The organism is Alcaligenes sp. PF14 (genome assembly GCF_037150615.1).
Taxonomy (GTDB): Bacteria; Pseudomonadota; Gammaproteobacteria; order Burkholderiales; family Burkholderiaceae_B; genus Alcaligenes; species Alcaligenes phenolicus.
The window spans coordinates 280,255-293,235 of sequence record NZ_JBAGRS010000007.1 but is presented as its reverse complement, the minus strand read 5'-3'; the positions used below and the strand labels follow the sequence as shown (position 1 = coordinate 293,235).

General features: G+C 56.4%; 10 protein-coding genes and 1 tRNA gene. 2 read left to right on the top strand and 9 right to left on the bottom strand.

The genetic code is table 11. From position 1 onward, the window contains the following. Positions 1 to 270, bottom strand: a 270-nt coding sequence (locus WFM49_RS16265; RefSeq protein WP_442893037.1) for an alpha/beta fold hydrolase, incomplete at its 3' end; no start/stop codon positions are given. Between the two features lie 2 nt (positions 271 to 272). Further along, complete coding sequence (locus WFM49_RS16260) at positions 273 to 1,244, bottom strand: amidohydrolase family protein (protein WP_009460844.1); 972 nt, start codon at positions 1,242 to 1,244, stop codon at positions 273 to 275. Between the two features lie 290 nt (positions 1,245 to 1,534). Between WFM49_RS16260 and WFM49_RS16255 the strand changes: the two genes are divergently transcribed. Continuing rightward, positions 1,535 to 2,095, top strand: a complete 561-nt coding sequence (locus WFM49_RS16255; RefSeq protein ID WP_009460842.1) for a MarR family winged helix-turn-helix transcriptional regulator — start codon at positions 1,535 to 1,537, stop codon at positions 2,093 to 2,095. 15 nt (positions 2,096 to 2,110) lie between these two features. Here WFM49_RS16255 and WFM49_RS16250 read toward each other — a convergent pair whose 3' ends face one another. Genes WFM49_RS16250 through WFM49_RS16235 form a run of 4 tightly spaced genes read right to left on the bottom strand, consistent with a single transcriptional unit; the run spans position 2,111 to position 7,053 of the window. After that, positions 2,111 to 2,878 (bottom strand): ABC transporter ATP-binding protein, encoded by a 768-nt coding sequence (locus tag WFM49_RS16250; protein ID WP_336974317.1) that lies wholly within the window; start codon positions 2,876 to 2,878, stop codon positions 2,111 to 2,113. Continuing rightward, positions 2,875 to 3,891 carry a FecCD family ABC transporter permease gene (locus tag WFM49_RS16245; protein WP_254498862.1) on the bottom strand — a complete coding sequence of 339 codons (1,017 nt, stop codon included), beginning with the start codon at positions 3,889 to 3,891 and terminating at the stop codon, positions 2,875 to 2,877. The genes WFM49_RS16250 and WFM49_RS16245 overlap by 4 nt, the downstream gene beginning before the upstream one ends. Then, positions 3,888 to 4,967, bottom strand: a complete 1,080-nt coding sequence (locus tag WFM49_RS16240; protein ID WP_336974314.1) for an ABC transporter substrate-binding protein — start codon at positions 4,965 to 4,967, stop codon at positions 3,888 to 3,890. The genes WFM49_RS16245 and WFM49_RS16240 overlap by 4 nt, the downstream gene beginning before the upstream one ends. Positions 4,968 to 5,007: 40 nt before the next feature. Continuing rightward, complete coding sequence (locus WFM49_RS16235; RefSeq protein ID WP_336974312.1) at positions 5,008 to 7,053, bottom strand: TonB-dependent receptor plug domain-containing protein; 2,046 nt, start codon at positions 7,051 to 7,053, stop codon at positions 5,008 to 5,010. Between the two features lie 363 nt (positions 7,054 to 7,416). Between WFM49_RS16235 and WFM49_RS16230 the strand changes: the two genes are divergently transcribed. Further along, positions 7,417 to 8,730 carry a short-chain fatty acid transporter gene (locus tag WFM49_RS16230; protein ID WP_009460835.1) on the top strand — a complete coding sequence of 438 codons (1,314 nt, stop codon included), beginning with the start codon at positions 7,417 to 7,419 and terminating at the stop codon, positions 8,728 to 8,730. Between the two features lie 183 nt (positions 8,731 to 8,913). Here WFM49_RS16230 and WFM49_RS16225 read toward each other — a convergent pair. From WFM49_RS16225 to WFM49_RS16215, 3 genes are all read right to left on the bottom strand, one after another. Further along, a tRNA-Val gene (locus WFM49_RS16225) sits at positions 8,914 to 8,988 on the bottom strand. Positions 8,989 to 9,082: 94 nt separating this feature from the next. Continuing rightward, positions 9,083 to 9,808: a DNA polymerase III subunit epsilon gene (gene dnaQ / locus WFM49_RS16220; RefSeq protein ID WP_009460833.1), complete on the bottom strand. Its 726-nt coding sequence runs from the start codon at positions 9,806 to 9,808 to the stop codon at positions 9,083 to 9,085. Positions 9,809 to 9,894: 86 nt separating this feature from the next. Next, the gene (locus tag WFM49_RS16215; RefSeq protein WP_336974310.1) at positions 9,895 to 12,972 is read right to left on the bottom strand and encodes an efflux RND transporter permease subunit; all 3,078 of its coding nucleotides are present in this window, start codon (positions 12,970 to 12,972) and stop codon (positions 9,895 to 9,897) included. Positions 12,973 to 12,981 lie beyond the last annotated feature (9 nt).

Here is a 12,981-nt window from a genome sequence, read left to right as displayed (position 1 = left end):
GATCAAGTCATCCGCCTGCGCATCCAGGCTGTAATCCATACCTTCAGCCGCTTCGCTCAAACCGCGACCACGTACGTCCTGAATGTAGGTATCAAAGTGCTTGCCGAACTGCTCGCCCACAAAGCCCCAGGTCACAGCCGGACTGGTGATACCAGGAACAATGATGACGGCTGGGCGCTGGTCACGCCCACCAACGGAACCACCAAAACGCAGGTAATGCTGACGAATGCCATTGGCGTGCACATGAGCGCCGTACAGAAATGTGCTCATGCTTAGCTCCGGTCCAGCTTGAACAGACGGGCCGCGTTGCCGTAGCAAACCAGCTCGCGTGTCTTGTCATCCATAGGCGCTGCCTCGATGAAATCAGCGGCCAGCTCGGTGGACTCGTAGGGGTAATCAACCGAGAACAGCACGGCTTCGGCACCCATTTCACCAATTGCGCCCATTAGCGTTGGGGCAGAACAGACACCCGAAGTAGTGATCAGGATGTTGCTGCCGATGTACTCGGAAGGCTTGCGCTTCAAGGTCACACCATGTGGGTACACGGCAAAGCGGCTGTCGTAGCGCCAGCGCTGGAACGGCAAGCCTTCACCCATATGACCCAAGATCAACTTCACATCCGGGCAGCGATCAAACACACCACCGAACAACATGCGCAGCGCGTGGGTGCCGGTTTCCACGCCCCAGCCCCAGGTTGCACCCATCAGCTCCGGGTGGCCCGTGTAAGCGTGCGGCATTTCATAAGCATCAAAGGGGTGCAGATAGAACGGCACATCCAGCTTCTGCACGGTTTCCCAGAAGGCATCATATTCGCGGCCATCGTAGTACACGCCATGCGTGTGACCGTTAACCAAAGCGCCTTTCAAGCCCAGATCATGCACCGCACGCGTCAATTCCTGCGCGGCAGCAGCCGGGTCTTGCATGGGCAAAGTGGCAAAGCCGCCCAGACGATCGGGATGGCGTGCAATTTGCTGCGCCAGGAAATCATTGTTCTGACGTGAACGCTCGATAGCGACGGACACATCCTTTTCCACCTGTACCCCAGGGCCGGTCTGCGACAGCACAACGTACTCGATACCGGCACGATCCATCACCTCCAGACGCTGGGCGTCGAAGTCATGCAAACGAGCCATCAGTTCACGCGCGTCGGCACTGTCAATATGTTTGACAAAGGCCTTGGAATAATCCTCAAAGCCAACGGCGTTGAAGTGCTCCTCCAGTGCTATTTTTTTAATGCGTTTCACCGTAAATTTTCCCTAAATTATTGATTTACATAAGGTCAATCGTTTGACCCCCCAACAATATCTATCAGTATGCTGATTATTATTGTTTTCAGCAAGTCGGGAAATCACATATACTTTGGGGCGTGGACAGCACCTGTAGAAATGACTGCAAATCAGAAATCAGGGCTTTTGTTCACGTTAGCGTAGCCCTGCTTTCCTTGTAGACGCCGACCTTGCAGCCGTACCCTTTGCAGGTCGTCCCGCTTTCAGTGTGCTGCCTTGTTGGCAACGGGCTGAAGGCCACTCAATCGATGACTGACTTATCCATGAAGAATCACGCCGAGCTAAAGCAAGAAGAACGACTGGAAGCCGACGAGGCCGAAATCCTGGGTCCAGTGGAAGAAGAAAATGCCGAGCTGTATCGACGCAAACTGTGGTCCCGGCCTGGTTTTCTGGTCCGCCGTCTTAACCAGATTCACTACGCCATGTTTTACGAGGAGTGCAAAAGTGACCTCACCCCTGTCCAACACGGTGTCCTGTCCGTGTTGATGGGTTCACCCTGGCTGGATCAAACCACGATCGGCTACGAGCTGGGGCTGGATCGCACCACCTCGGCCGATGTCATCCGCAGGCTGGAGGAAAAAGGTTTGCTGGGACGCCGTATCAACCCCGAAGACCGCCGCTCCCGCCAGACGTACATCACCGAAGCAGGATTGGCGGCGATGAAGGAAATCAGTGCGGGCATGAACCGCGCCCAGGAACGACTGCTGGACCCACTGACCGCCAAGCAGCGCCAGACCTTTATGACCATGCTGACGCGTGTAGTGGAGCACAACAACCAATATGGTCGTGCTGCCTTGAAAAACATGTGAGAAGCTCGGGGGGCCTCAGGCCCCTCGCGCATACCAATCAGGTAGTTCAAAGGCATGCGCTGGCAGTTGGTACAGCTGGCGCAAACTGGCCTGACTAAGCATGTCGCGGGGCTCTCCCTGCGCCAATATGCCCCCCTCCTGGTACAAGATCACCCAGTCCGCCACGCGGGCCGCATGTTCGGGTTGATGCGTACACAAAAGCACACCCAGACCTTCCTGACGCAAGTGCGAGACTTGATCCAGTACCCGTAATTGATTCGCGAAGTCCAGGCTGGAGGCGGGTTCGTCCATGATCAAGAACTGTGAACGCTGCACCAAGGCCCGTGCAATCACGCACAGCTGACGCTCTCCACCGCTGATCTGATCAATACGTTTTTGAGCCAGCTGCCCTATGCCCAACCGCTCCAGGCAAACGCCTACCCATTGCCGGTCGGCGGCCCGAGGTTGGGTGTACCAGGCCAGCTCACTGGCGCAACCCAGCAAGACCCATTGCTCTACCGTAAAGGCAAAGGCCGACTCCTGCGCTTGCGGTACATAAGCCAGTTGTCTGGCCAGGGCACGCGCACTCCATTGCTCCAGGGGCTTGCCCTGCACCTTCACCTGCCCTTTTAAAGGCGGCTGCAGGCCCAGCAAGGTGCGCAGCAAGGTGGACTTACCGCTGCCATTCGGCCCGAGCAAACAAACGACCTGCCCGGTCTGTACGCGCAGATTCAAATTACTGGCGACTTGCTTGCGCCCGTAGCCTACAGCCAGATCAATCGCTTCCAAGCCTTGTTCGCTCATCGCTGCCTCGCACCACGAGCCAGCAACAGCAAGAAGCCGGGAGCACCCACCAAGGCTGTCAGCACGCCCAAGGGCAGCTCCAATGTGCCTATGCTGCGTGCCAAGGTATCGGTTAACAAGAGGAAGGCGGCGCCCACCAACAAGCAAACGGGCAATAGACGGGAGAAGTCCGGGCCAACCAATAAACGGGCCGCGTGCGGGATCAGCAAACCGACCCAACCTATAATTCCAGCCAGGGCCACGCACACCGCCGTCATCAAGGTCGCGCAAACGATCAGCAGACAACGCAAGGCAGAGACGGACATACCCAAGGAGCGGGCCTCGTCATCTTGCAGGGCCAGGACATTGATACGCCAGCGCAAAAGCCAGACAGGGACGATGCACGCCAATACCATCAATGCAGCGGGCCAGACTTCGTAAGAGCGCACAGCGCTTAGCCCACCCAGCAGCCAGAAGGTCATGGAAGGCAATTGGGAGTATGGATCAGCCAGAATCTTGATAAGCGATAGGGCGGCACCCAGCAAGGTACCCACCGCCATCCCGGCCAGAACCAGTATCAGGATAGGTGGATGATGGCGCAGCATGCGCGCCAGACTCAAGACAATGCCCACCGCTAGCAGGCCGCCAACAAAGGCCGCCATCTGTACGCCGAACAAGGAAAAATTCAAATAAATGGCCAGAATCGCCCCCAGACCTGCACCCGAGGACACACCCAGGATATCGGGTGAAACCAGTGGATTGCGAAACATGGTTTGATACGCCGCGCCTGCGGTCGAGAGCGCCGCCCCCACCAGCAAAGCCGCTGCAATACGTGGCAGACGCAAATCCCAGACCACGCGTACGGCCTGACTCTGCCCCGCTTCTGGATCGCTACCAAAACCGGCGACCAAGGCGCGCAGCACTTCTGTTCCGGACAAGGGATACGCCCCCTGCCCCAGGGCAAACACCACCAATACGGCCAGAACTAGCCCCAGTAAAAGCAGTAGTAGCCCGTAGGACAAACCTGACTTCATGCGCCTTGCTGCGAACCCAGCAGGTCCAGCCCTTGTACCAATCGCTTGACCTGCTCGTCGCTCAAGGACATGCCGTAAAAAGCCGAGTAAAACTCCTGCAACTCTGAATACATGCGTGGCATGGCAGCACTGCCTTCCAGCAAGGCATTAAGCCAGATCACCCCGGCCAGACGATTGACTCCCGGCGGGCCATCCAGCCAGCCAAAGGGCAAGGCGGGTACGCGGTACAAGCGTCCTTCCTTCACTGCCTTGAGCTGATTCCAGGGAGCCTGAGTACGGGCCAGCTCAAAGAAAGCATCATCCTGAGCAAACAGCATGTCCGGGTCCCAGGCCAATAATTGTTCGTAGGAAATACGGCCCAGGCGATTATCGGTTTTCTCGTCACCCATTACCGTCAAACCGCAAAGCCGCAGCACCTCGGTATGAATGGATTGACCCATGCCGGTTTCCAGACCATCGTTACCGCGTGCCAAATAGGCTTTCAAGCCTTTGGCGCGGGGGTTGGCGGCCTGATGTGCGGTATCCAGAATCGCTTGTGCACGCAAGGCCAGTTGCTGGCCGCGCTCGGCCTGCCCCAGGATATGACCTGCCTGACGCAACTGCGCCGGGCTGTCGTTCAGGCGACCATCCAGCAAGACATAAGGCACGCCCGTCTGCTCTTGCACGGATTTGGCGGCAGACTCGTAATAGGGATTCACATCGCCTATATCCACGACCATATCGGGCTTCAAGGCCAGCAGGCTTTCCAGGGACAAGGTACTGCCCCGACCGGCCAGACGGCCAAGATACGGCAAGGAAAAACCAGCGGCCTCCATCATGCTGCGTGCAGCAGGAGCCAGCTGAAAAGGCCAACCTAAGAGCGCGTGGGGTGCCAGGCAATACACCAGCACAGAAGCGGGCGGACCGGCTGCCGCTACCCGCCCCACTTGAGCCGGATCAGGCAGCTTGCCCGCCACACTGATATGCAAGCTGATAGAGCGGCTGGTCCCGGCCTGCTCGGACCGGGCCAGCAAACGGGCATGAGGCGCCAACATAGTCAGTGCCACCCAGGCACACAATACATCACGACGCTTCATTTATGCCTCTCCCCCTTTAACTGCAAATCACAAAACGGCTTTAGAAACGATAGCTTCCGCCCACAAACCAGACACGTCCGGGCATGGGGTAGCCTTCTTTGTATTGGTACAGCTTGTCACCCAGATTACGCACACCGGCTTCCAGTGTGATGTCCGAATTCGGACGCCAGATACCTTTCAAGCTCAACAAGGCAAAGCCCGGTGTTTTTTCGTAGATCTGATCACCCTTGCTATTGGCGTAGGAGTAATAGCGGCCGCTTTCGGTTTCCACCGAACCCATCACTTCCCACTGCGCAGTGGGCTTCCAGCTCAGGTGAGCAAACAGGCGATGATTGGGCGTATCCACCAATTTGACGTCCGAGTCAGACTGGTTGCGACGATTCAAATATGTGTACGCCAGGCCTGCCGACCAATGAGCAGAAAGCTCCTGCTGCAAAGACAGCTCCAGACCCATTTGACGAGCCTTGCCGACGTTGGTGGCCTGATCACAAAAACCCACTGGACGGTACTTGTCACAACCGGGAGCCTGAATAACCGTGCTTTGAATCATGTCACGCACCTGGCTCAAGAACAGCGCCGATTCCAGCTGTGCACCTTCCCATGGCTGACCGCGCAAGCCCAGTTCATAGTGAATGGCGTGCTCGGGTTTCAGATCCGGATTAGGTTGGGCGTAGCCCATGCGGCTGGAGTAGCGATCTTTAATCGTGGGAAAACGAGTCTTGTAAGCCACGCTACCGTAGACCTGCATGGCATCGCTCCAGTCGTAACCCAGCTCCAGCAAACCGTTGGTGGCATCGGTATCGCCGGTTTCAAAGTTGTGCGCTTCTTTGGCTTTGCGACGTTCGTGGCTGGCACCCACGCGCAACTGCCACAGCTCACCCACAGCAATACGGTCTTCAAACGCCAGAGACGTGGTCACGTCCTTGTAGTGCTCAGTGCCCGATGGCTTGGGATCACGGTGCTGATCTTCCTTGTAGTGCAAGGCAAAATGCAGCTCGTGATTGTCCAGGCTGGTGTTGACCCATTCCAGGGCAGCGCCACGGGTACGGTCCGTGTACTCGCTGGTCGGGCCAGTCAGGGTCGCGTATTGATCATTGCTATACATATCCAGACCGTTCTTGTACTTGTCTTCGTACACGCGGGTCTTGATCGTGTTGCTCTCGCCAATCTGTGTGGAGCTCAGGAAGTACAGGCTTTCCTTGTCCCAGTATGGCCAGCGCCAGTAGCGTTGACCCAGCTTGGCATCGTTCACGCCGGTGTAGACCGGATTGTCTTTCTGACCTTTCTGGTTCACGTAGCCAATAACGTATTCATCCGTCGCATTGGGAGTGATACCCAGTTTGAAGGACGCTTTCTTGTCCATTTGAGAAGCATTGCTGCGCATGCCACCCGTGTCGGTAGGACGTGCTTTTTGATCTTCAAACCCACGACCCAAGGGGAAGCTGCGTTCGCCTGACCAGGACAAGCCTGCCTGCATGTACCAGGAACCCTGATTGGTGCCCACGTTCAAGGCACTGTAGCGTTGATCGCCCGTAGCGTAACCGGCGCGGAACTCGCCTTCAAACTCTTTGACGGGTTTACGGGTCACCAGGTTGATGGCACCGCCCATGATATTGGGGCCATACAGTAAGGAAGCTGCTCCCTTGGCCACGCGAATTTCGCTCAGGTCCATGGTGGTGAAACGGGTAAAGTCCACATAGCCGTCGTACGGCACGTACTGTGGAATACCGTCAAGAAACAAGGGCACCTGACGCGAATCGAAGCCACGCACATAGACCATCTGTTCGTTACGAGCACCGCCCGCCGAAACGGTCACGCCGGGTTGCACACTAACGGCGGCACCCACATCGCGCAAATCAAAAGCCTGCATTTCTTTCTGGCTGACTGCGCTCTCCCCCAAAGGAGCCTCGCGATCCAGGCTGGACTGAACAACCACTTTGCCCAGCTGAAACACACGGTCATTGTTTTCCTGAGCCTGAGCCTGGCTAACTGCCAAGGCCCCCATCATGCTCAAGACCAATGCGCGCGGCACAAAGCAGACGGACTGATGACGCGCTGCTGTGGCACGTTTGGACTGATGTCTCATTCCCCTTCCCTATTCGATCTTTCTAATTGATTTATGAACTGACGCCACGCAAAGATGCGGCACAAAAAAAAACGGACCCCAAGGGGCCCGTAAATAGAACCCATCATCGAGCGATGAGTGATGGTTCTTTCGAAAACACCGCTATATAGTAGAGCATATAGCGAAGAACTACAACTAGCCAGAAACTTTAAGGTTCAGGTTTTCCCGTCTTCCCAATTTGCGGCTTCTCGCCAACAATACGGCTGTACTGAGCATTCCTATCAAAATGCTGCCAGCAAAGTGCCTGCACAAACAGGCATCAAAACGATCCCAAGACATCTGGACCCGCGCAAATACTGGCGCAAATCCACAGGAGCACAATTTATGTTTAAAGCCATGACGCGCGGTTCGGTCCGCCTGGTTGAACGCTATCTACCCGATCCGTATATTTTCGTCATCCTGCTCACACTGATTGCCGGTATTGCGGCAATGGCGTTTGAGCAACGCTCTCCCATGGAGATCATCCAATATTGGGGTAACGGCTTTTGGGGTCTACTGACCTTTGCCATGCAAATGTTGCTGGTCTTGCTGACCGGTCACATGCTGGCCAGCACGCCACTGGTAAAAAGCTGGTTGCGTGGCCTGGCCTCGCTGGCCCGTTCGGCTGGATCCGCCATCATTCTGGTGACCCTGGTGTCGCTGGCGGCCAGCTGGATCAACTGGGGTTTCGGCCTGGTGGTCGGTGCCCTGTTCGCCAAAGAACTGGCTCGTCAGGTCCGCGTGGACTACCGCTTGCTGGTTGCCAGTGCCTACTCGGGCTTTCTGGTCTGGCACGGTGGCCTGGCCGGTTCTGTACCACTGACCATTGCCACCTCGGGCCACTTCTCTGAAGACAAGATCGGCATCATCAGCACATCTGACACCATCTTCGCCTTCTTTAACCTGGCCATTGTGATCGCCCTGTTCATTCTGGTGCCGCTGATCAACCGCTTGATGCTGCCCAGCGACAAGGAAAGCATTTACGTCGACCCCAAGCTGCTGGAAGACACGCCAAACGACGTCAACCAGACCACCGATCGCCCAGCAGACCGTCTGGAAAACAGCCGTCTGATCTCCATCGTGATTGGTGTCGCTGGCCTGGCCTACCTGTTTGACTACTACGTGCTGCGTGGTGCAACCCTGAACCTGAACGTGATCAACTTCACCTTCCTGATTCTGGCCATCTTGCTGCACGGGACTCCACGTCGTCTGCTGAAAAGCCTGGATGAAGCCATTCGCGGCGGTGCCGGGATTGTGATTCAGTTCCCCTTCTACGCAGGCATCATGGCCATCATGATTGACTCCGGTCTGGCTGCCAGCCTGTCCGAGTGGTTGGTGTCCTTTGCCACTGCTACCACCCTGCCCTTCTGGACCTTCATGAGCGCCGGTCTGGTCAATATCTTTGTGCCCTCGGGCGGTGGCCAGTGGGCGGTACAAAGCCCGGTCGTGATTGCTGCCACACAGGCTCTGGATGCTGACATGGCGCGCACCGCCATGGCCGTTGCCTGGGGCGACTCCTGGACCAATATGCTCCAGCCTTTCTGGGCCTTGCCGGTATTGGCGATTGCCGGTCTGAAAGCCAAGGACATCATGGGCTTTTGCCTGATTCAGCTGATTGTCTCGGGTATTGTTATCTCGATTGGTTTGACCTGGTTGTAAGACAGGCCGGGATGCCTTTATCAGGCACCGTATCCTGACTGGCAATAAAAAACGCCCCGTGAATATCCATGGGGCGTTTTGCATTGAGCAGGCAGCAATTAGCCCAAGCATAAGCAGGACGCAAACAAGCCGCCACAAAAAAGGGCAATGACACTATGAGGGGGAATTAAATGAAGGTAGAGATGGTGGGCGGTACAAGGTTCGAACTTGTGACTTCCACCGTGTGAAGGTGGCACTCTACCACTGAGTTAACCGCCCGGAGCTTTAAAGAACTACAAAAGCTGCGAAGAAAAAAACTATAGCATGGCCCTGATTGATTTACAAGTTCAGGGCCAGCTCTTTTCTTAAATAATTACTCCGTTGCCGGGTTGAGCATCTCACGCCACATGGGCGGCTTCTTGTTCTGCTTTTCCAGCACGTCCATGTATTTCTCATGCTCGGCCTGATCGGCTTCGGACGCGCGCAGCACTTTCAGCACGCTGGCGTCAAACTTGCCCAGGCTCAGATTGCTGCCATCCCCACCTTGCCCATCAGACTCGTCAAAGTCCATCAGCAAGGCGTCCTGGCCACGGGTCATGGCCAGCCAGACATCAGCCAGCAACTCCGAGTCCAGCAAAGCGCCGTGCAAGGTACGGTGGGAGTTGGAAATGCCGTAGCGTTCGCACAAGGCATCCAGGGAGTTCCGTTTGCCGGGGTGCATTTCCCGCGCCACCAACAAGGAGTCGGTGATGCTGTCGCAGTACTGGGAGAACGGGCCTTTACCTACCTTTTGCAGCTCGGCATCCAGAAAGCGTGTATCAAAAGAGGCGTTATGAATAATGACTTCCGCACCCTGCACAAAATCCAGCACCTGATCCACCACATCCTTGAAACGTGGGTGGCCGGACAGAAATTCCGTGGTCAAGCCGTGAATTGCCAAAGCTTCAGGATCAGAGTCCCGGTCCGGGTTTAGATACAAGTGCAGATGGCGGCCCGTCAATTTACGATTGAACAGCTCTACCCCACCCACTTCAACAATGCGGTGCCCTTCACGAGGCTCCAGACCGGTGGTTTCAGTATCCAGAATAATTTGACGCATTCACTTTCCCTACAAATTCAATCACAGTAATGGCACTCGACAAGGAGGCTATACAAACAGCTTCCCCGCAGACCAGCACCACAGGTTCAGACAGAGGCCTCGGGCTTATCAATCAATTCCAGTTGCTTGTCCTGCCCTTCTTTCTTGCCCGCAATCAGCGTATAGGCCACCGGCACCACAAACAAGGTCAACAAGGTTCCCAGGGACAAGCCGCCCACCAGCACCCAACCAATCTGCTGACGGGATTCGGCACCCGCCCCGGAGGCATAGGCCAGCGGCAAGACCCCCAGCACCATGGCGCCGGTTGTCATCAAGATGGGGCGCAGGCGCATCTCGCAAGCGCGCACCACGGCATTGTACAAACTGGCCCCCGCTTCGCGTTGTTGAGTGGCAAATTCCACAATCAAGATACCGTGCTTGGTAATGAGCCCCACCAGGGTAATCAAACCGATCTGACTGTAAATGGACAAGGTCCCGCCCGACAGCCATAGGGCCAGCAAGGCCCCTGTCATGGACAAGGGCACGGACAGCATGATGATGAGCGGGTTGCGCCAGCTTTCAAACTGCGCGGCCAGCACCAGATAAATAAAGGCCAGTGCCATCAGGAAGACCAGATAGATACTGCCCGAGGAATCCCGGAACTCGCGCGACTGGCCATCCAGGTCAGTCTGCACCGTTTCCGGCAAGGTCTTGCGAGCCACCTCATTCATGTGTTCGAGCACCTCACCCAAGGCATAGCCAGGGGCCACCGATGCTTCCACAATGACCGCCCGCAAGCGGTTGAAGTGGTTCAGCGATTGCGGCGATACGCTCTCGCGCACATTCAGGAAGTTGGAGGCCTGCACCATGCCACCATCTTTAGTGCGCACGTAAATATCCAGAATGTTTTGCGGGCTGGAACGAGCCTGCTTGTCCACCTGCACAATCACGTCGTACTGCTCGCCATCACTCTTGTAGCGCGTGACCTGACGCCCACCCAGCATGGATTCCAGAGTGCGGCCTACCGCTTCCACCGATACGCCGGTATCGGCCAGCTTGTCGCGGTCCACATCAATACGGATTTCCGGCGTGTTCAAGCGCAAGTCCGTGTCCACGTTCAACAGCCCTGGATAGTCTCGCAGCTCAGCCAGAAAACCGTCCACGATCTTGGCCAGCTCCGGATACGGTGCCTGGCTCATGATCACAAACTCCACCGGCTTGGACGTAGCCCGCTGTCCCAACGACGGCGGGTTAGTGGGGAAAGCACGCGCACCGGGAATGGCGGAGAAATGCGGTTGCAGTTCACGCGCAATGGATTGCTGGTTACGTGTACGCTCCTCCCACGGCTTCAAGCGCAAAATTGCAAAGGAATCGGTGACGGTAGGGAAACCAATAATGGACTGATACCCCTCTGTCTCCGGTATGCCGCGATATAGCTCTTCCACCCGCTCCACATTGCGCAAGGTGTAATCCAGCGTAGCGCCTTCGGGCGAATTCACAATCCCGAAAATCACACCTCGGTCTTCAATCGGAGCCAGTTCGCTTTTGATGACCGTAAACAGCAGCCCACTGGTCGCGGCAACGGCCACACCAATGAACAGGACCAGAAAACGCCAGCGCAAGGCGCGAATCAGGATACGGCGGTAGCCTCGAGTCAGCCAGACCAGGAAGTTTTCGATACCCTGACTGACGCGGCCCACTTTCGCACCATGTGGACGCAGCATGCGCGAGCACATCATGGGCGTCAGGGTCAGGGCCACGAAACCGGATACCAGCACGGCAGCCGCCAAGGTCAGGGCAAACTCAATGAATAATCGCCCGGTACGGCCTGTGGCAAAAGCCAGTGGGGCATACACCGCCACCAGGGTTAGCGTCATGGCAATCACGGCAAAGGCAATTTCACGCACACCCAAAAAGGCAGCCTGCATGGCCGTCTTGCCCTCTTCGGTATGGCGGTACACGTTCTCCAGCACCACAATCGCATCGTCCACCACCAGGCCAATCGCCAGCACCATGGCCAGCAAGGTCAGCGTGTTGATGGAAAAGCCCAGCATGTACATGATGGCGAAGGCCCCGATCAGGGAGATCGGAATCGTCACAATGGGAATCACACTGGCGCGGAAACTGCGCAGGAAAAACACAATCACCAGCACCACCAGCAAGATGGCCTCGGCAATGGTGGTGTACACCGAATCAATGGATTTCTGAATGAAGATGGAGCTGTCGTAAGACACGGACAACTTCATATTGCCCGGCAGGCTTTCGTTGATGCGCTCCACTTCTGCCCGCACGGATTTGGACAGATCCAGCGGGTTGGCGGTGGACTGTTTGGTCACGCCAATGTTCAAACTGTTTTGACCATTGAATCGGGCCAGTACCCGCTCTTCGGCAGGCCCGATACGCACGTCGGCAATGTCGGAAATGCGCACCGGATAACCGGCTGCCTGACTGATGATGATGTTGCGAAATTCCTCGGGCGTTTCCAGGTCGGTGGAGGAAACCACGGAAAACTCGCGGGCATCGGACTCGATACGGCCCGCCGGAATCAGCACGTTTTGTTTATGCAGAGCATCTTCCACATCCTGCACGGTCAGCTGGTAGGCTCCCAGGCGGGTGCGATCCAGGTCGATACGCATGGCGGGCAAGCGCTCGCCAAACACGCGCACTTCAGCGGCACCAGGCAAGACGGACAGGCGCGTTTTAATGTAGCGGTTGATGTAGTCCGAGGCCTCCAGCATGCTGTAGTCGCCGGTATCCACACCTACATAAATAATCGGGGTGGAGTCTGCTTCCACCTTATTGATGATGGGCTCGTCCACCTCATCGGGCAGGAAACGTCGGGCACGCGACACCTTGTCGCGCACATCGGCGGCAGCGGCATCGGGGGCCCGGTCCAAATTGAATTTAATGTTGATCAGGCTGCGCTCGGAACGGCTGCGTGAAGTCATCACGTTCACGCCCTCGATCCCGGACAACTGATCTTCAAGAGGCTTGGTCACCTGGGACTCGATCACCTCCGGTGAGGCCCCTTTATAATTGGTGATGACGGAGACTACCGGCTCGTCAATAGCGGGGTATTCGCGTACGGTCAGGCGTTCATAGGAAATAAAACCGACCAGCACAATCACCAAAGACAGAACCGTGGCAAATACCGGGCGACGGATACATAAGTCAGAAAGAACCATGATTCCGTC

Excerpts from the sequence above, each read along its gene's own strand:
- WFM49_RS16230 (WP_009460835.1), top strand. The coding sequence starts at position 7,417 with ATGTTTAAAGCCATGACGCGCGGTTCGGTCCGCCTGGTTGAACGCTAT.
- WFM49_RS16235 (WP_336974312.1), bottom strand. The coding sequence starts at position 7,053 with ATGAGACATCAGTCCAAACGTGCCACAGCAGCGCGTCATCAGTCCGTC.
- WFM49_RS16215 (WP_336974310.1), bottom strand. The coding sequence starts at position 12,972 with ATGGTTCTTTCTGACTTATGTATCCGTCGCCCGGTATTTGCCACGGTT.
- WFM49_RS16255 (WP_009460842.1), top strand. The coding sequence starts at position 1,535 with ATGACTGACTTATCCATGAAGAATCACGCCGAGCTAAAGCAAGAAGAA.
- WFM49_RS16245 (WP_254498862.1), bottom strand. The coding sequence starts at position 3,891 with ATGAAGTCAGGTTTGTCCTACGGGCTACTACTGCTTTTACTGGGGCTA.
- WFM49_RS16240 (WP_336974314.1), bottom strand. The coding sequence starts at position 4,967 with ATGAAGCGTCGTGATGTATTGTGTGCCTGGGTGGCACTGACTATGTTG.
- dnaQ (WP_009460833.1), bottom strand. The coding sequence starts at position 9,808 with ATGCGTCAAATTATTCTGGATACTGAAACCACCGGTCTGGAGCCTCGT.
- WFM49_RS16250 (WP_336974317.1), bottom strand. The coding sequence starts at position 2,878 with ATGAGCGAACAAGGCTTGGAAGCGATTGATCTGGCTGTAGGCTACGGG.